The sequence below is a fragment of the Delftia sp. genome (genome assembly GCF_059499305.1).
On sequence record NZ_JCABYI010000030.1, the window covers coordinates 222,904 to 245,525 of the forward strand.

21 protein-coding genes are annotated in these 22,622 nt (G+C 66.0%); 9 read left to right on the forward strand and 12 right to left on the reverse strand.

Translation table 11 applies throughout. The annotated features are described in order from the left end of the window. Positions 1-175: 175 nt before the first annotated feature. Both AC5I49_RS17650 and AC5I49_RS17655 read left to right on the forward strand, forming a co-directional pair. Positions 176-1,270, forward strand: a complete 1,095-nt coding sequence (locus AC5I49_RS17650) for a ribonucleotide-diphosphate reductase subunit beta (RefSeq protein ID WP_016448002.1) — start codon at positions 176-178, stop codon at positions 1,268-1,270. Positions 1,271-1,447: 177 nt separating this feature from the next. Further along, a complete protein-coding gene (locus AC5I49_RS17655) occupies positions 1,448-2,404 on the forward strand; it encodes a hypothetical protein (RefSeq protein ID WP_070080660.1) in 957 nt (318 codons plus the stop codon). A gap of 97 nt (positions 2,405-2,501) precedes the next feature. On the opposite strand, the gene AC5I49_RS17660 is transcribed toward AC5I49_RS17655, so the two are convergent. The 7 genes from AC5I49_RS17660 to AC5I49_RS17690 form a co-directional block, all read right to left on the reverse strand. Next, entirely contained in the window at positions 2,502-3,404 is a 903-nt protein-coding gene (locus AC5I49_RS17660) for a carbohydrate kinase family protein (protein WP_061288099.1), read from the reverse strand. 34 nt (positions 3,405-3,438) lie between these two features. Further along, positions 3,439-4,791, reverse strand: a complete 1,353-nt coding sequence (locus AC5I49_RS17665) for a zinc-ribbon and DUF3426 domain-containing protein (protein ID WP_495789671.1) — start codon at positions 4,789-4,791, stop codon at positions 3,439-3,441. 75 nt (positions 4,792-4,866) lie between these two features. Then, entirely contained in the window at positions 4,867-5,757 is an 891-nt protein-coding gene (prmA, locus tag AC5I49_RS17670; protein ID WP_061288103.1) for a 50S ribosomal protein L11 methyltransferase, read from the reverse strand. 85 nt (positions 5,758-5,842) lie between these two features. Continuing rightward, complete coding sequence (gene accC, locus AC5I49_RS17675; RefSeq protein WP_016448007.1) at positions 5,843-7,207, reverse strand: acetyl-CoA carboxylase biotin carboxylase subunit; 1,365 nt, start codon at positions 7,205-7,207, stop codon at positions 5,843-5,845. A gap of 132 nt (positions 7,208-7,339) precedes the next feature. Further along, positions 7,340-7,804 (reverse strand): acetyl-CoA carboxylase biotin carboxyl carrier protein, encoded by a 465-nt coding sequence (gene accB / locus AC5I49_RS17680; protein WP_016448008.1) that lies wholly within the window; start codon positions 7,802-7,804, stop codon positions 7,340-7,342. Between the two features lie 145 nt (positions 7,805-7,949). Continuing rightward, complete coding sequence (locus tag AC5I49_RS17685) at positions 7,950-8,450, reverse strand: TlpA family protein disulfide reductase (RefSeq protein WP_016448009.1); 501 nt, start codon at positions 8,448-8,450, stop codon at positions 7,950-7,952. A gap of 46 nt (positions 8,451-8,496) precedes the next feature. Then, positions 8,497-9,105 carry a hypothetical protein gene (locus AC5I49_RS17690; RefSeq protein ID WP_016448010.1) on the reverse strand — a complete coding sequence of 203 codons (609 nt, stop codon included), beginning with the start codon at positions 9,103-9,105 and terminating at the stop codon, positions 8,497-8,499. Positions 9,106-9,349: 244 nt separating this feature from the next. Between AC5I49_RS17690 and mpl the strand changes: the two genes are divergently transcribed. After that, a complete protein-coding gene (mpl, locus tag AC5I49_RS17695; protein WP_244387454.1) occupies positions 9,350-10,789 on the forward strand; it encodes a UDP-N-acetylmuramate:L-alanyl-gamma-D-glutamyl-meso-diaminopimelate ligase in 1,440 nt (479 codons plus the stop codon). Between the two features lie 83 nt (positions 10,790-10,872). Here the strand turns inward: mpl and AC5I49_RS17700 are convergent, their stop codons facing one another. Further along, a complete protein-coding gene (locus tag AC5I49_RS17700; protein ID WP_016448012.1) occupies positions 10,873-11,190 on the reverse strand; it encodes a hypothetical protein in 318 nt (105 codons plus the stop codon). A 247-nt stretch (positions 11,191-11,437) separates the two neighbouring features. On the opposite strand from AC5I49_RS17700, the gene AC5I49_RS17705 reads away from it, so the two are divergent. Continuing rightward, positions 11,438-11,806 carry a YqcC family protein gene (locus tag AC5I49_RS17705; protein ID WP_016453140.1) on the forward strand — a complete coding sequence of 123 codons (369 nt, stop codon included), beginning with the start codon at positions 11,438-11,440 and terminating at the stop codon, positions 11,804-11,806. A 57-nt stretch (positions 11,807-11,863) separates the two neighbouring features. Here the strand turns inward: AC5I49_RS17705 and AC5I49_RS17710 are convergent, their stop codons facing one another. From AC5I49_RS17710 to rodA, 4 genes are all read right to left on the reverse strand, one after another. Continuing rightward, entirely contained in the window at positions 11,864-13,021 is a 1,158-nt protein-coding gene (locus AC5I49_RS17710) for a 3-deoxy-7-phosphoheptulonate synthase (RefSeq protein ID WP_016453139.1), read from the reverse strand. 441 nt (positions 13,022-13,462) lie between these two features. Beyond that, positions 13,463-14,083 carry a hypothetical protein gene (locus AC5I49_RS17715; protein ID WP_495789672.1) on the reverse strand — a complete coding sequence of 207 codons (621 nt, stop codon included), beginning with the start codon at positions 14,081-14,083 and terminating at the stop codon, positions 13,463-13,465. Positions 14,084-14,180: 97 nt separating this feature from the next. After that, positions 14,181-15,641 carry a metalloprotease TldD gene (tldD, locus tag AC5I49_RS17720; protein WP_392450433.1) on the reverse strand — a complete coding sequence of 487 codons (1,461 nt, stop codon included), beginning with the start codon at positions 15,639-15,641 and terminating at the stop codon, positions 14,181-14,183. Between the two features lie 352 nt (positions 15,642-15,993). Then, positions 15,994-17,163, reverse strand: a complete 1,170-nt coding sequence (rodA, locus tag AC5I49_RS17725; protein WP_016448017.1) for a rod shape-determining protein RodA — start codon at positions 17,161-17,163, stop codon at positions 15,994-15,996. Positions 17,164-17,375: 212 nt separating this feature from the next. Between rodA and AC5I49_RS17730 the strand changes: the two genes are divergently transcribed. The 5 genes from AC5I49_RS17730 to mtgA are packed head-to-tail and all read left to right on the forward strand — an operon-like array spanning position 17,376 to position 22,620. Further along, complete coding sequence (locus tag AC5I49_RS17730) at positions 17,376-17,960, forward strand: YqiA/YcfP family alpha/beta fold hydrolase (RefSeq protein WP_016448018.1); 585 nt, start codon at positions 17,376-17,378, stop codon at positions 17,958-17,960. Between the two features lie 55 nt (positions 17,961-18,015). After that, positions 18,016-20,082: a ribonuclease catalytic domain-containing protein gene (locus AC5I49_RS17735; protein ID WP_495789673.1), complete on the forward strand. Its 2,067-nt coding sequence runs from the start codon at positions 18,016-18,018 to the stop codon at positions 20,080-20,082. A gap of 48 nt (positions 20,083-20,130) precedes the next feature. Next, positions 20,131-20,994: an energy transducer TonB gene (locus AC5I49_RS17740; RefSeq protein WP_016448020.1), complete on the forward strand. Its 864-nt coding sequence runs from the start codon at positions 20,131-20,133 to the stop codon at positions 20,992-20,994. A gap of 41 nt (positions 20,995-21,035) precedes the next feature. After that, positions 21,036-21,896: a shikimate dehydrogenase gene (aroE, locus tag AC5I49_RS17745; RefSeq protein ID WP_495789674.1), complete on the forward strand. Its 861-nt coding sequence runs from the start codon at positions 21,036-21,038 to the stop codon at positions 21,894-21,896. Positions 21,897-21,903: 7 nt separating this feature from the next. Beyond that, positions 21,904-22,620 (forward strand): monofunctional biosynthetic peptidoglycan transglycosylase, encoded by a 717-nt coding sequence (gene mtgA, locus AC5I49_RS17750; RefSeq protein ID WP_016448022.1) that lies wholly within the window; start codon positions 21,904-21,906, stop codon positions 22,618-22,620. Positions 22,621-22,622: the final 2 nt, after the last annotated feature.

Below are 22,622 nucleotides of genomic sequence, written 5' to 3' on the forward strand. Positions count from 1 at the left end.
GGCCCCGCGCCCTGCCCGCCAGCCAGCGCCATGCGCAGGATCTTCGCCATGGACCTTGGGCCTGCTCAACATGCCAGGCCACCCATGGTCCTACATTGACCGGAGCAGAAAGAGAGGCCTCTTTCGCACCGAATGAACTGAACATATGCCTCAGGGCATGCCGGAGAAAATTGCAATGCTGACCTTTGACGACGACGCCACCCTCTCGAACACGCCGACCGGCGCAGGAGCTGCCCCCGCCACCGGCACACACCAGCGCGTCAACGCCGCCGACAAGCGAATCATCAACGCCAAGACCGACGTCAACCAGCTGGTGCCCTTCAAGTACAAGTGGGCCTGGGAAAAGTACCTGGCCACCTGCGCCAACCACTGGATGCCGCAGGAAGTGAACATGAACCGCGACATCGCCCTGTGGAAGGACCCCAACGGCCTGACCGAGGACGAGCGCCGCATCGTCAAGCGCAACCTGGGCTTCTTCGTGACGGCCGACTCGCTGGCTGCCAACAACATCGTGCTGGGCACCTACCGCCACATCACCGCACCCGAGTGCCGCCAGTTCCTGCTGCGCCAGGCCTTCGAGGAAGCCATCCACACCCACGCCTACCAGTACATCGTGGAGTCGCTGGGCCTGGATGAAGGCGAGATCTTCAACGCCTATCTCGAGGTTCCCTCCATCCGCGACAAGGACGAATTCCTGATCCCCTTCATCGAGGCGATCATGGACCCCAGCTTCAAGACCGGCACCTTCGAGACCGACCAGACGCTGCTGAAGTCGCTCATCGTTTTCGCCTGCCTGATGGAGGGCCTGTTCTTCTACGTGGGCTTCACGCAGATCCTGGCCCTGGGCCGTCAGAACAAGATGACCGGCGCTGCCGAGCAGTACCAGTACATCCTGCGCGACGAGTCCATGCACTGCAACTTCGGCATCGACCTGATCAACCAGCTCAAGCTCGAAAATCCGCAGCTGTGGACACCCGAATTCAAGGAAGAAATCACGGCGCTTTTCGTCAAGGCCGTCGAGCTGGAATACCGCTACGCAGAGGACACCATGCCGCGCGGCGTGCTGGGCATGAACGCATCGATGTTCAAGGGCTACCTGCGCTACATCGCCAACCGCCGCGCCACGCAGATCGGCCTGGAGGCCCTGTTCCCCAACGAGGAAAACCCGTTCCCCTGGATGAGCGAGATGATCGATTTGAAGAAGGAACGTAACTTCTTTGAGACACGCGTCATCGAGTATCAAACCGGAGGCGCACTTTCCTGGGATTAATCGCTTCTCTGCAGGCACAATGCGAACCATGACGCGCTTCACGCTTTTGCAATACCGATGGTGTTGCGGCGTGGGGCGTCTCCGTGTTCATTGCGATGCGTCACTCCACATCGCATTGAATCGCTTCGGAGCCCCGTACCCCGAAGTGTTTTGTGCAAATCAACGAAGGAGAAGATGATGGCAACTGCGAAGAAGACGGCCTCTACCAAGGCCCCCACCGACAAGAAGACCACCGCCAAAAAGGCGGCCGCCCCCAAGGCTGAAGCCGTGAAGAAAGCCACGGCCACTGCCAAGGCAGCGCCCGCCAAGAAGGCTGCGGCTCCTGCTGCAAAGAAGGCTGCCGCTCCCGCCAAGAAGGCTGCTGCTCCTGCTGCCAAGAAGGCTGCTGCGCCTGCTGCGAAGAAGGCCGCTGCTCCCGCCAAGAAGGCTGCAGCTCCTGCTGCCAAGAAGGCCGCCGCTCCTGCCAAGAAGGCTGCTGCGCCTGCTGCAAAGAAGGCCGCTGCTCCCGCCAAGAAGGCTGCTGCTCCTGCTGCAAAGAAGGCCGCTGCTCCCGCCAAGAAGGCTGCTGCTCCTGCTGCCAAGAAGGCCGCCGCTCCTGCCAAGAAGGCTGCTGCGCCTGCTGCAAAGAAGGCCGCTGCTCCCGCCAAGAAGGCTGCTGCTCCTGCTGCAAAGAAGGCCGCTGCTCCCGCCAAGAAGGCTGCTGCTCCTGCTGCCAAGAAGGCCGCTGCTCCCGCCAAGAAGGCTGCTGCGCCTGCTGCCAAGAAGGCCGCTGCTCCCGCCAAGAAGGCTGCTGCTCCTGCTGCAAAGAAGGCTGCCGCGCCTGCCAAGAAGGCTGCTGCTCCTGCCGCCAAGAAGGCCGCAGCTCCCGCCAAGAAGGCTGCAGCTCCTGCGGCCAAGAAGCCCGCCGCTGCACCGGCTGCCAAGCCCGCAGCAGCACCCGCCAAGGCTGCAGCAGCTCCTGCCGCTCCCGCCAAGAAGGCTGCAGCGCCGAAGAAGGCCGCTGCTCCCAAGAAGGCCGCAGCAGCTCCCGCCGCTGCCGCGCCTGCAGCTCCCGCTGCCGCACCCGCGCCCATCGCGCAAACCCGCCTGGCACCCCAAGCCGCATGGCCCTTCCCCACAGGCAGCAAGCCCTGAGACTTCTCCGGTCTCAAAGCAAAAAGCCCGGCTCTTTCGAGTCGGGCTTTTTTCATTGCGACGATGGCGGCTGTACCGCCACCCGGCGATCACCGCATCAGGGCTTGGCGAAGTCCAGCACGTAGTTCTGCGGGCCGCGGCTGGCAATCTTGAGCGCACCCAGGCGGTTGCCCAGTTCTGCACAACGCACCAGATCCCAGCCACGCTCCAGGCCGAACAGCAGGGCGCCACGCCACGCGTCGCCACAGCCCGTGGGGTCGACCACGGCAGCGGGCTGCACAGGCGCCACCGGGGTCCTGGTGCCTTGCACCCAGACCTCGCAGCCTTGCGCGCCCAGCGTCACCACCAGGCCCTGCACCTGCCCTGAAATCTGCTCCAGGCTCCAGCCCGTGCGCTCGCTGAGCATGCGGGCTTCATAGTCGTTCACGGCCACCCAGTCGGCCTGCTCGATGAAGCGGCGCAGATCCTGCCCGTCGAACATGGGCAGGCCCTGGCCCGGATCGAAGACAAAGGGAATGCCTGCAGCCTTGAACTGCTGGGCATGCTCGATCATGGCCTCGCGGCCATCGGGAGCGATGATGCCCACGCGCACCTGCTCCCTGAGTTCGGGCGTGATGCGGTTGCCGTGGGCCTGCATCATGGCGCCCGGGTGGAAGGCCGTGATCTGGTTGTTGTCGCGGTCGGTCATGATCATGCACTGGGCCGTGTGCGTGTCCTGCAACTGGCCGATGTGCGCCGTGTGCACGCCCAGCTCCTGCAGGCGCTGCACATATTCGGCACCGTCACTGCCCACCATGGCCATGGGCCAGGCATCGCCCCCCAGCAGCCTCAGCGCATAGGCGATGTTGCCCGCGCACCCGCCGAAATCGCGGCGCAGCGTGGGCACCAGGAAGGACACATTGAGGATGTGCAACTGGTCAGGCAGGATCTGGTCGGCAAACCTTCCGTCGAAGGTCATGATGTTGTCGAACGCAAGCGATCCGCAGATGAGAGCGGCCATGGTGTGTCTCGGCTTTCTTGAAGAGTCAGGGGAATCAGGGATAAAAAACCAGGGCGCGGTAACCGGCAACGGCGGACTCCAGGCCCTGCACTTCGACCGGGGCGGTCACGCTCCATTCGCCATGGCCCTCGATCTGCGCGGGGGCACCGAACTGGTCGAGCCGGATCACGCGCCGCAGCAGCAGCTTGTCCTGCGCATCGGTGAGCGTGAGTTCGACAGCGGGCATGGCCACGGCGAAGCCGGAACGGTTCTCCAGGCTCAGGCTCCATTGGTACTGGCCGTTGCGCGGCAGCTGCCGAAAACCCGAACTGCCGATCACCACATCGCCGATCTGTCGGCGCGGCTGCAGCTCGCAGCCCGCCATGGCGCACAGGGTCTGCAGCGTGGGCGCCAGCGAAGGATGCTGCACGGCCAGCGCATCGCGCTGGCCCCACATCACCTGGCCTGCCAAAGCGCCCGCGCCCAGCAGGCAGCCCAGCACAAGGGCCACGCGTACGGCAGGCCGGCGCCAGAAGGCCTTGCGCCGCGCCTGACGCACAAAGCCGGGCTCGGCTTCGGGCAGCGCAGGCTGGTCGTCGCTGCCACCCTCGCCGTCGCTGTCGGGCCAGCGGGAGAACTCCGGCGAAGGCACGGATACCTGCGCCTGCCGCTCCGATTCACGGACCAGGCCCGTCGGGACGGACAGCGAAGGCGCATCGGCTTTCTGGGACGGCACGGCACCATCCACCTTGTGCGGCGATGGCGCGGAAACAGGCTTGTGTTCAGGCTCGGGCTGGGGTTCAGGCTCGGGTTCGGGCTCCAGGCCGGGCGGGGACGCCACCGCCGGCCCATGCCGCGCGTCAAGCTGGGGCTGCGCCGCTGGTGCAGCCACGGACGCCGCCAGGATCTCGTCCACCAGCGACGCGCCAGGCAGCTCGCGGCCCGGATCGTCGGCGGCAGAAGCCGAAGGGGTCTGCGCAGGCGGTGCCGTGGACGTGGACGTGGACGTGGACGCGGGCGCCTGCGGAGCCGCAGCTTCGGCAGGCGGCACGGCAGGCGAAGGCTCGACCCTGGCAGCAGGCGCCGTGCTTGCACCAGTTGCCGTGGCTGCAGCCGGTGCCGGAGCACCCCGCCCCGGCAGCCCCACGGGCGCCGTCGGCAGCCACATGGACTCCCGGAATTCGCGGATGTCATCGTCCTCGAATTCCGGCCCATCGAGCGATGCCCCGCCCGCCACGGGATTGCCGGCGGCATGCGCAGGCGTGGCCGGCAGGGGCTGCAGATCCTCGGAGGCATCGAACACTTCATGGCAGACGCCGCAGCGCACCCACCCCTGCGAAATTCGCAGCTGGTCGGCCACCACTTTGAAGCGGGTTCCACAGGCAGGACAGCGGGTGACTTGGCTCATCAGCGATCGATTGTAGGCAGCTGCTCGCGGCACGCGCCATGAAGGCGGCAGCCGCGCAGGGACTCGTGGCGCAAATCAGGCCGCGCGGCGCGCGGTCATCAGGATCCAGCCATCTTCGCTGTCGGCGACTTCGAGTGCCAGGTACGGCGCGTAGGCCTGCTTGAGTTCGTCGGCCTGGCGCTCCAGGATGCCGGCCAGCACCAGGTTTCCACCCTCCGCCACGCGGGCGCACAGCAGCGGCGCCAGCACCTTGAGCGGCGTGGCCAGGATGTTGGCCAGCACGGTGCTGTATTCACCCGTCACGGCATCGGGCAGGCCGGCCTTCAACTGCACGGCGTTGGCATCGGCGTTGTAGCGCGTGGACTCCACGGCAGCCGGGTCGATGTCCACCGCGTCGATGTCGGTGGCACCGAACTTGGCCGCACCGATGGCCAGGATGCCGGAGCCGCAGCCGTAGTCCAGCGTGCGCCCCAGGCTGCCCTCGGGCTGGCGTGCGATCCAGCGCAGGCACATGCGCGTGGTCGGGTGCGTACCCGTGCCGAAGGCCAGGCCCGGGTCCAGGCGGATGCTCACGCGCGCCTGCGGCGGCAGTTCGTGCCAGGTGGGAACAATCCAGAATTCGGGGGTGATGTCCACGGGGGCGAACTGCGACTGCGTCAGGCGCACCCAGTCCTGCTCGGGCACCTGCTTGACGGCGATGATGCTGCAGCCCTCGAAGAAGTCCTGGGGCAGCAGCAGATCACGTGCCTCTTCGGCCGCTTGCTGCGTGGGGAACAGCGCCACCAGGCGGCTGCGCTGCCAGCCGTCCTTGGGTGGCGGCATGCCGGGCTCGCCGAACAGGGCCTGCTCGGCCTCGGTCTGCGCGTCGGCGTCCTCGACCGATACGCTCAGGGCGTCCAGCGCATCCAGTGCATCGCTGATGGTTTCGACCCGGTCTTCCGGGCACAGCAGACTCAACTCGAACATGGGCCCATCCTTTTCTAAGCAATCAATGAAAAATGCCGGCCGCCGTCGCCGGGGGCCAGCATGCATGGTCGATCGGGTGACCCGCTCAACGCTTGTTGGCGTTGCGGTGCGCCAGCCACTCTTCCAGATAGTGGATGTTGGTGCCGCCTTCCATGAACTTGGCGTCCACCATCAGGTCCTGGTGCAGCGGGATGTTGGTCTTGATGCCTTCGACCACGGTCTCCAGCAGCGCAGTGCGCATGCGTGCCAGCGCCTGCTCGCGCGTGTCGCCGTGAACGATGATCTTGCCGATCATGGAGTCGTAGTTCGGCGGCACGAAGTAGTTGTTGTAGACGTGCGAGTCCACGCGCACGCCCGGGCCACCGGGCGCATGCCACATGGTGATGCGGCCTGGCGAAGGCATGAAGTTGTAGGGGTCCTCGGCATTCACGCGGCATTCGATCGCATGGCCCTTGAGCTGGGCATTGATCTGGCGCTGCGTGAAAGGCAGCTTCTCGCCTGCGGCCACCATGATCTGGGTACGAACGATGTCCACGCCCGTGATCAGTTCCGTCACCGGATGCTCCACCTGCACGCGCGTGTTCATCTCGATGAAGTAGAACTCGCCGTTTTCGTAGAGGAACTCGAAGGTGCCTGCGCCACGGTAGCCCAGCTTCTTGCAGGCTGCAGCGCAGCGCTCGCCGATCTTCTCGACCAGGCGACGGGGAATGCCGGGAGCCGGCGCTTCCTCGATGACCTTCTGGTGGCGGCGCTGCATGGAGCAGTCGCGCTCGCCCAGGTAGACGGCATTGCGATGGTTGTCGGCCAGGATCTGGATTTCCACATGGCGCGGGTTCTGCAGGAACTTCTCCATGTAGACGGCCGGATTGCCGAAGGCCGCACCGGCCTCGGCCTTGGTCATCTGCACGGCATTGATCAGCGCCGCCTCGGTATGCACCACGCGCATGCCACGGCCACCGCCGCCGCCTGCGGCCTTGATGATCACCGGATAGCCCACGGCCTTGGCGATGCGGCGGATCTGCACCGGATCGTCGGGCAGTTCGCCGTCCGAGCCCGGCACGCAGGGCACGCCCGCCTTGATCATGGCCTGCTTGGCCGAGACCTTGTCACCCATGGTGCGGATGTTGTCGGGCGTGGGGCCGATGAAGGTGAAGCCGCTCTTTTCCACGCGCTCGGCAAAGTCGGCGTTCTCGCTGAGAAAGCCGTAGCCAGGGTGGATCGCCTCGGCGTCGGTCACCTCGGCGGCCGAGATGATGGCCGGCATGTTGAGGTAGCTCAGCGGCGAAGGAGCGGGGCCGATGCACACGGCCTCGTCGGCCAGCTTGACGTACTTTGCGTCACGGTCGGCCTCGGAATACACCATCACCGCCTTGATGCCCAGTTCACGGCAGGCGCGCTGGATGCGCAGGGCGATCTCGCCCCGGTTGGCAACCAAAATTTTCTTAAACATGAAGGTCCTCGCGGCTTGGTGCCTGCGGCGGTACGCAGGCCGAAGCCGTCAGTTGAGCCAATTGCTCTGTCGCGCCGCGGCATGCGTTCGCGCCAGGGCGTCGTGCCGCTTGCGGCATCGCTCGCCTGCAGGTTACTCGATCACGAACAGGGGCTGGCCGTACTCGACGGCCTGGCCGTTTTCACCCAGGATGCGGGTAATGGTGCCGCTCTTGTCGGCCTCGATCTCGTTGAGAATCTTCATCGCTTCGATGATGCAGATGGTCTCGCCTTCCTTGACCTGGTTGCCCACTTCCACGAAAGGCTTGCCGCCAGGGCTGGATGCGCGGTAGAAGGTGCCGACCATGGGCGACTTCACCACGTGTCCCGCGACGGCTGCCTCGGCAGGGGCTGCCACGGGCGCTGCTGCGGGAGCGGCTACAGGTGCTGCCACGGGCGCAGCCATCGGAGCCTGCATGGGCGCAGCCACGTAGTGCTGCACCACGGCGCCTTCGCTCTTGACGATCCGGACCTTGCCCTCTGCTTCGGTGATCTCCAGTTCCGACACGTTCGATTCGGACACCAGATCAATGAGGGTCTTGAGTTTTCGCAAATCCATGGGAGCTCCAGCGGCTAACAACTAAATAGGGCGCGAATTTACTCCAATTTCGCCCTTCTGCGTGCTTTGAGGCATATTTTTCATCAACGTCGCCATGGAATTCGGGGGATTTCCTGAGCCTGCACAGGCTCGGTCGCTGCGGAAGTCAGCCTTTTGCGCTCCAGGAAGCCAGATCTTCGGTAGTAAGCTCACCTATTTTACGTTGCCGCACCAGGCCATCCTCGCCGAGCAGCACGGTGAAGGGCAGTCCGCCCTGCAGATTGCCGAGCGAGCGGGTCAGGCCCAGACCGCCTTCCACCGCCAGCGCCACGGGGAAACGCAGGGGTGTGCGGCCCAGAAAGCGCTGCACTGCCTCGGGCTTGTCCACGGCCAGGCCAATGACCTGAATGCCATGCTGGTCTTGGCGTGCCGAGAAGGCATCCAGCATGGGCAGTTCGCGCACGCACGGCGGGCACCAGGTGGCCCAGAAATTGACCAGCACCGGCTTGCCACGCCAGCGCGACAGCGTCATGGCCGAGCCATCCGGCGTGATGAAACGCTGCTGCCACAGCTGCTCTTCGGCGCTGGACTCCATGGCATGGGGCTGAAATCGCCACCAGGCCAATCCGGCGCCACCCAGTCCCGCAGCGGCGGCAACGCCGCCCATCAGCCAGCAGCGGCGGGAAGATGTGTTTTGACCTGCATCCACGGAATCAGCCACGGTCGGCCTCCCCTTCGTCCTGGTTCAACAGCTTGCGCAATGCCTCTGCGCTGCCACGCGGGCTGCGCCCCTGTCCATCGGGCTTGAGCGCGCCGCGCAGATCGTCAAGATCATGGACCAGCAGGTGCACACCCACATCCTCGTTCAGCGGGCGGCAGAAGGCATGGATGCTCAGCGCCTCCACGCTTTGGCCGGTGAATCCCGTCACGGTGCTGGGTTCGTAGTTCACATGCTGGTTGATCAGTGCGATCTCTGCCGATTTGGGGTCGTCGCAGAACAGTTGCAGATAAATATCGGACAGGCGCGTGGCCGTGCCGCGCCAGACGGCGCCGGCCAGGTGGGGACGGAACTCGGCCAGGCGATCCATCCATTGCAGAGCCAGCTCGCGCAGGGCCTGCAGTTCCTGGGGCTGGGTGTCGGCACAGAACAGGGCGATGTATTCGCGCACAGCCTCTTCCACCAGGTCATTGCCCGGCAGCGCAGTGCGCGAGGGCAGTCCCAGCTGGCGCACAGCGCGGTGCTTGGCAGGCCCCCATTCCAGACCTTCCTCGACCACGAGGCGGGCCGCAGTCTGGGCAATTTCGGCAGTGGCTTGGTCCATGGCTTTACGATCCGCTGTATCCCTACATATATATAAGAGGCCTTCCCTGCGGATGGCCCCGGGCCATTGTGACCCAAGCCGCAGCAACGCCGGCCGCTGACGGGCTTTGCATGTTCCCGCCAGCGCCTTGCACCGGCGATTTCGCAACCTTGTGTTTCCGGGACCCGGTGCCTGCTGGGCCGCAAGCTCCTGTTTTTGCAGGCCAGCCATCCCGGACATGGCGGCAACCGTAGAATGCCCGGCCATGCACATACATATTCTGGGCATCTGCGGCACCTTCATGGGCGGACTGGCCGCGCTGGCGCGCGAGGCTGGGCACCGCGTCACAGGCTGCGACGCCGGCGTCTACCCGCCGATGAGCGATCAGCTGCGTGCACTGGGCATCGAGCTGATCGAGGGCTACGGCGCCGACCAGATGACCCTGCAACCCGACATGTATGTCGTAGGCAACGTGGTCAGCCGCGCGCGCCTGCCCGACGGCAGCCCCAAGTTCCCGCTGATGGAGGCAATCCTCGAAAGCGGCGCTCCCTACACCAGCGGGCCGCAATGGCTTTGCGAACATGTGCTGCACCATCCGTCCTGCCCGCGCCATGTGCTGGCCGTGGCCGGCACGCATGGCAAGACGACCACGACGTCGATGCTGGCCTGGATTCTCGAATGCGCAGGCCTGGCCCCGGGCTTTCTGGTCGGCGGCGTGCCGCTGGACTTCGGCGTCTCGGCCCGCCTGGGTGCATCCAGGCGCCCGACGCCAGGCGAGAGCCCGGCCGGCGCGGAGCCCGTCTTCGTCATCGAGGCCGATGAATACGACACGGCCTTCTTCGACAAGCGCAGCAAGTTCGTGCACTACCGCCCGCGCACGGCCGTGCTCAACAACCTGGAGTTCGATCACGCCGACATCTTCGAGGATCTCGGTGCCATCGAACGCCAGTTCCACCATCTGGTGCGCACCGTCCCCGCTTCGGGCCGGCTTGTTGTCAACGGCATCGAGGAAAGCATCACCCGCGTGCTGCACCAGGGCTGCTGGAGCGAGGTTTCCAGCTTCGGGGCGGTGGTCAGCGACTTCAGCGCAGAGGGCGATCCGAGCGCCTTCGACGTGCTGCACCGTGGCCGCAAGGTGGCCCGCCTGGAATGGGCGCTGACCGGGGAACACAACCAGCTCAACGCGCTGGCCGCCATTGCGGCAGCCGAGCACGTGGGCGTGACGCCGGCACAGGCCTGCGAGGCGCTGGCGCGCTTTCAGAACGTCAAGCGACGCATGGAGCTGCGCGGCATGGCGGGCGGCGTATCCGTCTACGACGACTTCGCCCACCACCCCACGGCCATACGCACCACGCTGGACGGCCTGCGCCGCAAACTCGGCAGCCAGGCACGCATCCTTGCGGTGTTCGAGCCGCGCAGCAACACCATGAAGCTGGGCACCATGAAGTCGCAACTGCCCTGGTCCCTGGAAAGCGCCGATCTGGTGTTCTGCCACACGGCCGGCCTGGACTGGGACGCCGCCGAGGCGCTGCATCCCCTGGGCGTGGGCCCTGGCCGCAAGGCGCAGGTGGCAGGCGACATGGACACGCTGATCGGACAGATCCTCGCAGCCGCCCGGCCGGGCGACCATGTGGTGTGCATGAGCAACGGCGGCTTCGGCGGCATACACCCCAAGCTGCTGGCCGCCCTGCAGGCCGCAGGCTGAACAAAGAGCAAGCAAGCCCCACCCCAATGAAAGAAGCCCGGGACATGCCCGGGCTTCTTTCATGTGCCTTCGCCTGTCAGCCGTCAGTAGCTGATGGACATGGCGGGCACGTCGACACGGATCAGCGGCTTGGACAGCACGGCCTGGGCTGCAACGGCATAGCTGTTGCGCCACTGCTCGTCGTCGAACAGCCCGGCACGCGAACGCGCCGCGCGCGCCACCACCACCAGCTTGTCGGCCAGCAGTACCTTGCCGCTGGCACGCAGGGGTTCGCAGTCCATGGAGATGAACTGCTGGTCCAGCCAATGCCGTCCTTCATCGGAACTCATGGGGGTGAGCCCGTTGGTGTCCGTGCGGTACTCTTTTCCGGCATCCAACACCACAATCACTTCGCTGCGCATGGAACTCCTCTCGTCATTACTGGATACAACCCCGTGCCTGCTCGCGCGGACAGGGCCGTTACTCATACCGCGAGCTTAACCGCAAGCGCCTTTTCCACACCCCGGGCAAGCTGACATGGCGCAAGCGCCGCAGCCTGGGGCTGGCACTGCCAGCAGCAGGTGTTTCATGGCGGCACGGCGCCCGCTTCAAGGTGCAAACGTACAATCGCCTGCAGATTGGACCCCGAATCTTCATCAACCGCATCGCATGACGACCGACACCACACACCAGAAACTGCTTGACCAGCTGCAGCAGCTCGAAGATGAGCTGCGCGGCCAGAGCCTCTGGTCGGCCGTGGCGCCAAGCCCCGAGGCCATGGCGTCGACCATGCCCTTCATGTACGACACGCTCAAGCTGCAGCAATGGCTGCAGTGGGTTTTCCTGCCCCGGCTGCGTGCCGTGATCGAGGCCGGCGGCCAGCTGCCCTGCCAAAGCCACGTTCATCCGCTGGCCGAACATGAGTGGAGCCAGCCCGTGGAATTCGACAAGCGCCAGTTGCTGGCCCTGCTGCAGGGCATAGACGACACGCTGAACCAGTGCGGTCTGACTCCGCCGGACGCCACATCGTCTCACTGACCACGGAGCGGCCAGGCACGAAAAACGGGGCGCAGACGCCCCGTTTTCTTTTGCGCCTCAGGCAGCCACCAAGGCTGCTGCCGCCTCGGTCTGCTTGACGCGGCGCTGCAGCACGGCGTCGGACAGCTCGGCCAGCGTGGCCAGGGAATCATCCCAGCCCAGGCAGGCGTCGGTAATGCTCTGGCCGTAGGTCAGGGCAGCCACTTCGTCCTTGCCGGGCGTGAACTTCTGGGCGCCGCCCACGAGATGGCCTTCGATCATCACGCCGAACACGCTGCGCGAGCCGCCGCTGATCTGTCCGGCGATGTCGCGGGCCACGTCCTTCTGGCGCTCATGCTGCTTGGAGCTGTTGGCGTGACTGCAGTCGACCATCAGCGTGGGCGTCAGGCCCGCCTTTTCGAGGTCCTCGCAGGCAGCGGCCACGTTGGCGGCGTCGTAGTTGGGAGTCTTGCCGCCGCGCAGGATGACGTGGCAATCCTGGTTGCCCGCCGTGTTCACGATGGCAACCTGGCCATTCTTGTGCACCGACAGGAAGTGGTGGCCACGGCTGGCCGACTGGATGGCGTCGGTGGCGATGCGGATGTTGCCGTCCGTGCCGTTCTTGAAGCCGATGGGCGCCGAGATGCCCGAGGCCAGTTCACGGTGGACCTGGCTTTCCGTGGTGCGCGCACCGATGGCGCCCCAGCTGATCAGATCGGCGATGTACTGGGGAGAGATCACGTCCAGGAACTCGCTGGCGGCCGGCACGCCCAGGCGGTTGATGTCGATCAGCAGTTGCCGCGCAATGCGCAGGCCCTCGTCGATGCGGTAGCTCTGGTCCAGGTAGGGATCGTTGATCAGCCCCTTCCAGCCCACGGTGGTGCGCGGCTTTTCGAAGTACACGCGCATCACGATCTCCAGCGTGTCCTTGTACTGCTCGCGTATGGGCGCCAGGCGGCGCGCGTACTCGATGGCGGCCGCCGGATCGTGGATGGAGCAGGGGCCGACGATGACCAGCAGGCGGTCATCCTCGCCAGCCATGATGTTGTGGATGGTGCGGCGGGTATCGCCGATCAGGGTTTCGACGGCCGTACCGCGGATGGGGAAGAAGCGAATGAGGTGCTCGGGAGGGGGCAACACGGTGATGTCCTTGATACGTGCGTCGTCGGTTTGGCCAGTCTTTTGGGAACCGCCGCGATACCAGGAATCGGCGAGGGAAGCTTGATGAGCAGTCATTGCTTGCTTTCTTGAGGAAAGATGGATCGTGGAAAACGGAGCGAAGAATCGGGAGGGGAAAAACAAAAAACCGCCGGGCTCTGCAGCTTCGGCGGTTCTGAGGGAGGTTTGTTCGGGTGCGCGCGCTTACCTCTCTTCCGCCGGGGAGGAGAACCAAAAGTAAAAGTAGAAGGAGGTACGGGCTTGCATGGGAACTGAATGTAGCACAGTCATTTTTCGCAGTGCAACATGGCCATGGCAGCACGGGGGGCGCACTTCACAGTGCCACAGAGAGAAATCTCAAAATCATCCACGCACTTAAACTGCTTTTTTAACCATTCAACGCAAAAATATTTCGTCATCACGGATAAAAACACGATGGCATGCAGTTTTCTTGCATTCACCTTTGAAAACGTGCAAACTCCAGAAAATGACGCTTCCGCGCATCGCGGCAGGCCCGCCTCAACGCCGCAGCAAGGAGTCGCGCAGCCTGCGCAGTGCTCGGCGCAGGGCGCCCCAGGGACGCCAGCGACGCGTCCGGTACCAAGGCTGCATTGCGGCGGCATCGAACCCGCCGGCCACAGCGGCGGATTCCGCAAACATGTCTATCAACAGGCATGCATCTCCCAGCAGGCGCCAGCCCAGACGCTCGCAGCGGCGGAAATGCTCGGGCTCCTGGGCATCGCCCATCAGCACGGACTGCTGCCAGGCGTGCACGACCTCCCTGAATCCCTTGAGCAGGCGCTGGTAGGCGGGAAATTCGTAGAGGGCGTGCCATACCGCCCCCAGCGTGGTGAGGAAGTGCTGGTGGTCCAGCACGGCCAGGTCGAGTTGCTGTATGGCTTCTTCCACGGCAGGGCGTGCACTGCCCGCATAGCGCACGCGCACGGCCTCGTCCAGCGCAACGGCCAGCAAGGCCAGTTGCTGGTGCATGGGCTGCAGGTCGCCCACGATCAACTCGTTCAGCCAGACGCGGTTCAGCCGCGACTCGCCGGCCCAGGTGCGCCAGTGTTCCGGCAGGCTGCGCAGGGGATGGGCAGAAGTCTGCAGGCCTGGCCGGGAAGGAAAGGAAAGCTGGGTCATGGAATCGGCGCCGGGCGGCGCCCACGGAGCGCGGCGGGCCGCGTCAGGCAGGACAGAGGACCCGCCCCCTGCCATGCAGGGCGCGGGCATGCGACGGTCAGGCCGTGCCGCCCACCGTCAGGCCGTCGATGCGCAGCGTAGGCTGACCCACGCCCACGGGCACGCTCTGGCCTTCCTTGCCGCAGGTGCCCACACCGCTGTCCAGGCGCATGTCGTTGCCGATCATGGTGATGTGCTTGAGCGATTCCGGGCCGCTGCCCACGATGGTCGCGCCCTTGACGGGGTACTGGATCTTGCCGTTCTCGACCCAATAGGCCTCGCTGGCAGAGAACACGAACTTGCCGCTGGTGATGTCGACCTGACCGCCGCCGAAGTTGGTGGCGTACAGGCCCTTCTTGATCGAGGCCACGATTTCCTGCGGATCCTTGTCGCCACCTAGCATGTAGGTGTTGGTCATGCGCGGCATGGGGATGTGGGCATAGCTTTCGCGGCGGCCGTTGCCCGTGGGCTTGACGCCCATCAGGCGGGCGTTCATCGCGTCCTGGATGTAGCCCTTGAGGATGCCGTCCTCGATCAGCACATTGCTCTGGCTGGTGCAGCCCTCGTCATCGACGTTGAGCGAACCGCGGCGATCGGCCAGCGTGCCGTCGTCCAGCACGGTGACGCCCTTGGCCGCCACGCGCTGGCCGATGCGGCCGCTGAAGGCGCTGGCGCCCTTGCGGTTGAAGTCGCCTTCCAGGCCGTGGCCCACGGCTTCGTGCAGCAGCACGCCGGGCCAGCCGGGGCCAAGCACAACGGTCATTTCGCCTGCCGGCGCGGGGCGCGACTGCAGGTTGGTGAGGGCCGCGCTCACGGCTTCGTCCACATATTGCGCGATCTGCTCATCGCTGAAATAGGCCAGGCCAAAACGGCCACCGCCGCCGGCCGAACCCACTTCGCGCCGACCCTTTTGCTCGGCGATCACGGTGACGGAAAGACGCACCAGCGGCCGCACGTCGGCCGCCAGCGTGCCATCGGCGCGGGCGACCAGCACCACGTCGTACTCGCTGGCCAGGCCGGCCATGACCTGGACGACACGCGGGTCCTTGGCGCGGGCCAGGGTTTCGACCTTGCCCAGCAGCTCGACCTTGGCCGTGCTGTCCAGCGTGGCAATGGGATCCAGCCCCGGATACAGCGAGCGGCTTTGCGCGATCTTGGAGGCGTTGGCGCGCACGCGCTTGCTCTGGGCCGCGCCCGAGATGGAGCGCACGGTGCGTGCCGCATCCAGCAGGGAGGCTTCGGAAATATCGTCGGAATAGGCAAAGGCCGTCTTCTCGCCGCTGACCGCCCGCACGCCCACACCCTGGTCGATGCTGAAGCTGCCGGTCTTGACGATGCCCTCTTCCAGGCTCCAGCCTTCGGCGCGGGTGTACTGGAAGTAGAGGTCGGCGTCGTCGACCTGGTGGCTGCGGATCTCGGCCAGTGCGCGCGCGAGATGGGTTTCATCGAGCCCGAAGGGCTCAAGCAGCAACTGGCGCGCTGTGGCCAGGCGTTCAATGGTGGGTTCGCGGGAGATCATTCGCCCATTGTAGAGAGCCGGCCATGCCCTCGCCGTGCAACGGGAGCAGCCAACGGTTCATGGGCCTGCAAAAAAGAACGGAATGCCGCCCCACCAGGCTGAGCGGCATTCCGTAGGCATGCATCCGCGTGGATGGCGAACATGCTGGCCCATGTCCGCGCTTGCTTTGTAGCGCGCCTCGGCGTCCGTGGCAAGTGCACGGTCATCCCGCAGACGTTATGGAAACAGGAGCATGCCAGTCTCATGCAGGCTTGGCTTGCTCGCCAAATCACGGAAAGAAACGGAGCTTTCCGGCAGCAGGCATCCAGACTATTTGACATTTGCAGGCGCCTTGGGCGCCGCAAACTGGTGTTCAGAGCGGGCCGCCGCCCTCGCCCGGCAGTTGCCGCTGCGAACGCGCCACCGACATCAGCACCCCCAGCGCCAGCCCCAGCGTGACCATGGCCGTGCCGCCGTAGCTGATGAAGGGAAGCGGCACGCCGACCACGGGCAGGATGCCGCTGACCATGCCCATGTTCACGAAGGCATAGGTGAAGAAGATCATGGCCACGGCCGCCGCCATGAGCCGCGCGAACAGCGTGTTGGCCTGGATGGCGATGGCCAGCCCGCGCCAGACCAGCAGCAGGAAGGAGACGATGATGAACAGGTTGCCGACCAGGCCGAACTCCTCGGAATAGGCGGCGAAGATGAAGTCGGTCGTGCGCTCGGGAATGAACTCCAGGTGGGTTTGCGTGCCTGCCATGAATCCCTTGCCCCAGACGCCACCGGAGCCGATGGCGATCATGCCCTGGATGATGTGGAACCCCTTGCCCAGGGGGTCGCGCGTGGGGTCCAGCAGGGTGCAGACACGGGTCTGCTGGTATTCATGCAGCACGGGCCAGCGCACGCCGTCGGCGCACAGCTGGGGTTCGTACCAGACGATGAGGGTGATGCCGATCACACCGGCCAGCACGGGCGGAACGATGAGTTTCCAGGGCAGGCCCGCGAAGAAGATCACCGACAGGCCGGCCGCCATCACCAGCAGCGAGGTCCCCAGGTCGGGCTGCTTCATGATCAGCCCGACAGGCACCATGAGCAGCACCATGGCGATCACGAAGTCCGTGCCGCGCAGCTGGCCCTCGCGGCGCTGGAACCACCAGGCCAGCATCAGCGGCGTGGCGATCTTCAGAAGCTCGCTGGGCTGGATCACCACACCCACGTTGACCCAGCGCTGAGCCCCCTTCTTGGTGATGCCGAACAGCGCCACCGCCACCAGCAGCGCCACGCCCAGCATGTACAGCGGCACGGCCACCTTCATGAGCTGCTGCGGGGGAATCTGGGCCACGACAAAGAGGATGGCCGCCGCGATCAGCATGTTGCGCCCGTGGTCGGTGAAGCGCGTGCCGTGGTCGAAGCCCGAGGAGTACATGGCGATCAGCCCCGCCGACGCCAGCATGCCCACGAACAGCAGCAACCAGAAGTCAAAGCCCCGCAGCAGCGGGGCAACACGTTGCCAGAGGGAGGGCTTGTCGAATTCGGTCACGGGGATGGTCGGTCGCGGGCACGGGCCGCCATTATCCCGTGGCGCATGCGGCCTAGCCCGGCGCAGGGTTGCCCACGGAGGCGGTTGTCATCCAGCTGTCGGCCCGGGCCTTCCCTGCTGGGCGCCACCCGCCGCAGCGGCCACAATGGGCCATGAGCCGTCCGGGCCGCATCCGGCGCCCGGCCCCAGCAACGCAAAGGAGAGCGCCCGCCATGACCACCACCCATTTGCTGTATCTGCACGGCTTTCGCTCCTCACCCCAATCCACCAAGGCCCGGCGCATGGCCGAACATGTGGCCACGCGCCATCCCCATGTGCGCTGGTGGAGCCCGCAATTGCCGCCATCCCCGCGCGAGGCGGCCGCCCTGATTGCCGACGGTATAGGCAGCTGGCCGCGAGAGACCATGGCCGTTATCGGCTCCTCGCTGGGCGGCTACTACGCCAGCTGGGTGGCCCAGCTGGCGCGCTGCCGCAGCGTGATGATCAACCCGGCCGTGAACCCGGCGCGCGATCTTGAAAAGTACATTGGCGAGCAGACGTCCTGGCACAACCCCGAGGAACGCTTTTTCTTTCGCCGCGAGTACATGGAAGAGCTGCGCGCGCTGGACACGCGCTCCATGACACCGGCCGCGCCCGAGATGCTGCTGGCGGCCGAGGGCGACGAAGTTCTGGACTGGCGCGAGATGAGCGCGCGCTACCCGCATGCGCTGCAGATCATCCAGGAAGGCGGCGATCACGCGCTGAGCAACTTCGAGGAGTACCTGCCCCAGCTCGACGAGTTCCTGAATCTGGCCTGATGCCGCACACGCCTGCGCGGCAGCTGCCAGCCGCAGCGTGGGAGAATATCGGGCTATGCACGCATTGTTTGAAGAAGCCGGCAAGTTCCTGGCCGGCCGCATCCTCTCCGAAGCCGACACCTCCGCCCAGGTGGAACTGGACTCGGGCAAACGGGTCAAGGTCAAGTCCGCCAACATCCTGCTCAAGTTCGACAAGCCGGCGCCTGCCGAGCTGATCGCCCAGGGCCAGGCAATGGCCGCCGAGATTGATCTGGACCTGGCCTGGGAATTCGCCCCCGAGGAGGAATTCGGCTTCGCCGACCTGGCACGCGACTATTTCTCGGACAATGCCACGCTGGCCCAGCAGGCCGGCGCGCTGTTTCGCATCTACGAGGCGCCGCACTACTTTCGCCGCGCCGGCAAGGGCCGCTTCAAGAAGGCGCCGGCCGAAATCCTGCAGCAGGCGCTGGCCGGCATAGAGAAGAAAAAGCAGATCCAGGCCCAGATCACGGCCTGGGCCGAGCAGCTGGGCGCTGGCGAATGCCCCGGCCCCATCCGCGAACAGCTCTACAAGATCCTGTTCCGCCCCGACAAGAACGCCGCCGAATACAAGGCCGTGGTCGAGGCCAGCCGCGCCACGCGCCTGGCACCGCTGGATCTGCTGCACAGGGCCGGCGCCATTGAATCGGCCTACGAATTCCACTGGAAGCGCTTCCTCTTCGACCACTTCCCCAAGGGCACGCAGTTCCCGGCCCTGCAGGCACCCCAGCCACCGGCCGACCTGCCGCTGGCCGAGGTCCAGGCGTTTTCCATCGATGACTCGGCCACCACCGAAATCGACGATGCGCTGTCGGTGCGCGGCCTGGGCACGGGCACGGTCACCGTGGGTATCCACATTGCCGCGCCCGGTCTGGCCATCGTGCCGGGCACGCCGCTGGACCAGCTCGGCCGCTCGCGCCTGTCCACCGTCTACATGCCCGGCTACAAGATCACCATGCTGCCCGACGAGGTGGTGCAGATCTACACGCTGGACGAAGGCCGCGCCAACCCCGCCGTGTCGCTGTACGTCACCGTGGACGAGGCCACGCTGGAGACCACGGCCAGCGAGACGCGCCTGGAGCGCGTGCCCGTGCAGGTCAACTTCCGCCATGACAAGCTGGACCACATCGTCACCGAGCAGTGGCTGGCCGACCCCTCCTTCGAGGTCGAGGGCACGCCCGAAGTGCTGCAGGGCAAGCGCGCCGAACTGACGTTCCTGCAGCGCTGGGCCAAGCACCTGAAGGCCGGGCGCGAACTGGTGCGGGGCAAGCCCGAGAACTTCAACCGTCCCGACTACAACTTCCGCCTGGTGGGCAACGGCAGCGCCGAGCCCCGCGGCAACGAGCAGGTCGAGATCACCGTGCGCAAGCGCGGCGCACCGCTGGACCTGATCGTGGCAGAGGCCGCCATCGTGGCCAACAGCACCTGGGGCGGCTGGATGGCCGATCTGGGCGTGCCCGGCATCTACCGCAGCCAGGCCAGCCTGGCCCCCGGCATCAAGGTGCGCATGTCCACCAAGGCGCTCCCCCACGCGGGCATCGGCGTCAAGAGCTATGCCTGGGCCACCTCGCCGCTGCGCCGCTATGTGGACCTGGTCAACCAGTGGCAGATCATTGCCTGCGCGCGCCACGGCAAGACCGCCGCACTGGCCGCGCCGTTCAAGCCCAAGGATGCCGAGCTGTTCGGCATCATCAGCAGCTTTGACGGCGCCTACAGCGCCTACAACGGTTACCAGGCAGGCATGGAGCGCTTCTGGACGCTCAAGTACCTGCAGCAGAACGCCATCACCGAGCTGACGGCCACTGTCATCAAGGAAGGCATGGGCGGCGGCCTGCTGGTGCGCGCCGACGACCTGCCGCTGGTCTTCCCCGTGCTGGGCGTCACCGGCCTGCCGCGCGGTGCCCATGTGCGCGTGCGCCTGGGCGAGATCGACGAGATCGCGCTCGATGTCTCGGGCACGCTGATCGAGCGCCTGGACAGCGACGCCGCCGCTGCCGACGATGGAGCGGAGGACGACGAGGAGGCCGTGGCCGGCCCCATCGCCATCGCCGTGGACATGAACGAGACCGACGGCACGCCCGCGGCCGATCCTGCCCAGCCCTGATCTGCTCGCGCCCCTGCCTCGCATCCAAGCCACTGCCTTAGATCTGACGTGAAACTGCCTACCGCCTTCCGTTCCCTGAGTACGCTGCAGTTGGCACTGGGTGTCTCCATTGCCCTGCATGCCGGGTTGCTCTCGTTCCGGTTCATCGATCCGGAACGCTTCGACCGCGTGTTCCAGGACACGCCGCTGGAAGTCATCCTGGTCAATGCCCGCGCCAACGAGCAGCCCGACAAGGCGCAGGCCATCGCGCAGACCTCGCTGGCCGGCGGCGGCGAAGCCGACAAGGGCCGGGCCTCCAGCCCCATGCCCTACTCGGCGCTCACCGCCGTGGGCGACGACTTCGAGGAACGCCAGCGCCAGATCGACTCCATGCAGGAGCAGCAGACCGTCTTGCTGACGCAGTTGCGCAAGCAGGTCGCGGCCCTGCCGCCGCTGGACCCGCGCGAGGCGGCAAAGCAGACCAAGGAGCAGCAGGCCCAGCAGGAAAAGCGCCAGCAGCTGGTCAAGCTGCTGGCCGAGATCGAAAAACGCATCAACGAAGAAAACGCCCGCCCCAAGAAGCGCTATATCAGCCCGTCCACGCGCGAGGCCGTCTACGCCATCTACTACGACGGCCTGCGCCGCAAGGTCGAGGACAAGGGCACGGAGAACTTTCCCGAGCAGGCCGGCAAGAAGCTCTATGGCGAGCTGGTCATGATCCTCACCGTCAACCACGACGGCCGCGTGCTGTCCACCGAGATCGTGCAGGGCTCGGGCAACCGCCTGCTGGACACCCGCGCCGAAGCCATCGCGCGTGCGGCCGGCCCCTTCGGCCACTTCGGCCCCGCCATGCGCGCCAAGGCCGACCAGATCGCCGTGGTCTCGCGCTTCAAGTTCACGCGTGAGCAGACGCTGCAGACCACGGTCCAGTAGCCCAGTAGCGCCCCGCCCTCTTCGCACTCCATTTTTTCGACATGACTTCCGTTGCCGCCACCTCCTCCGACCGCTACTGCGTCATGGGCAACCCCGTCGCGCACAGCCGTTCGCCCTGGATCCATGCCCGCTTTGCCGAACTGTGCGGGCAGGACCTGCGCTACGAGCGCCAGCATGTGGAGCTGGATGGCTTTGCCGAGGCCGTGCGCGGCTTCTTCGCGGCAGGCGGACGCGGCTGCAATGTCACCGTACCCTTCAAGCTGGAAGCCGCACAGCTGGCCACCACCTCCAGCGAGCGCGTGCAACTGGCCGGCGCCGCCAACACCCTGGTGCTGGCGGCGGACGGCATCCATGCCGACAACACCGACGGCCTGGGCCTGGTGGCCGACATCGTGCGCAATGCGGGCGTGCCGCTGGCCGGGCGCGACCTGCTGCTGCTGGGCGCGGGTGGCGCCGCAGCCGGCGCACTGGGCTCGCTGCTTGCCGAGCGCCCGCGCCGCATCGCCGTGGTCAACCGCACCTTCGAGCGCGCCCAGGCCCTGGTGCAGCGCCATGCCGCCATTGCCGCGCAACATGGCGTGGAACTGGTGGCGCTGGAGCAGCAGGCCGTGGATGAGGATTTCGACGTGGTCATCAACGCCACCGCCAGCAGCCTGGCCGGTGCCGAGGTGCCCGTGCCGGCCCGCGTGCTGCGCCCTGGCAGCCTGGCCTACGACATGATGTACGGCCCCGCGGCCCAGGGCTTCATGCAGTGGGCCGAACAGCACGGCGCCACGGCCCGCGACGGGCTGGGCATGCTGGTGGAGCAGGCGGCCGAATCGTTTGCGCTGTGGCGCGGCGTGCGCCCGCCCTCGGCCCAGGTGCTGAACGAGCTGCGCGCCCATATTGCTCAAGGCGGCTGAGCGCTTCATGAAATCCCTGGCACGCGCCCTGCTGCTGGTGCTGTGCGCCGGCCTGCTGCTGCAGCTGTTCTTCGTGCTGCGCATTGCACTGATGGTGGTGGTCGATCCCGAGTCCACAGCCTTCCAGCGCTCCGAAGCCTGGCAGATGCTGCGCAGCTCCGAAGGCCTGCACTGGAGCCAGCAATGGCTGCCCTATGACCGCATCGCGCCCACGCTCAAGCGCGCCGTCATTGCCTCCGAAGACGACAGTTTCACCGAACACCACGGGGTGCAATGGGAAGCCATCGAGAAAGCCTGGCAGCGCAACCAGCGCGCCGAAGCCCGGGCCATGAAGGCCGACAACGGCAAAGCGCCCAAGATCTATGGCGGCTCCACCATCACGCAGCAGCTGGCCAAGAACCTGCTGCTGTCGGGCGAACGCAGCCTGCTGCGCAAGGGGCAGGAACTGGTGCTGACCCAGCTGCTGGAACTGATGCTGAGCAAGCAGCGCATCCTGGAGATCTACCTCAACAGCGTGGAATGGGGCCAGGGCGTGTTCGGCGCCGAGGCGGCCGCTCGCCACTACTTTCGCAAGAGCGCCTCCCAGCTCAGCGCCGCCGAGGCCGCGCGCCTGGCCGTGATGCTGCCCCAGCCCAAGCGCTTCGAGAAGCTGCCCAACTCCGGCTATCTGCTGCAGCGCACGCGCACGGTCATGCAGAGAATGCCCAGCGCCGTCGTCCCCTGAAC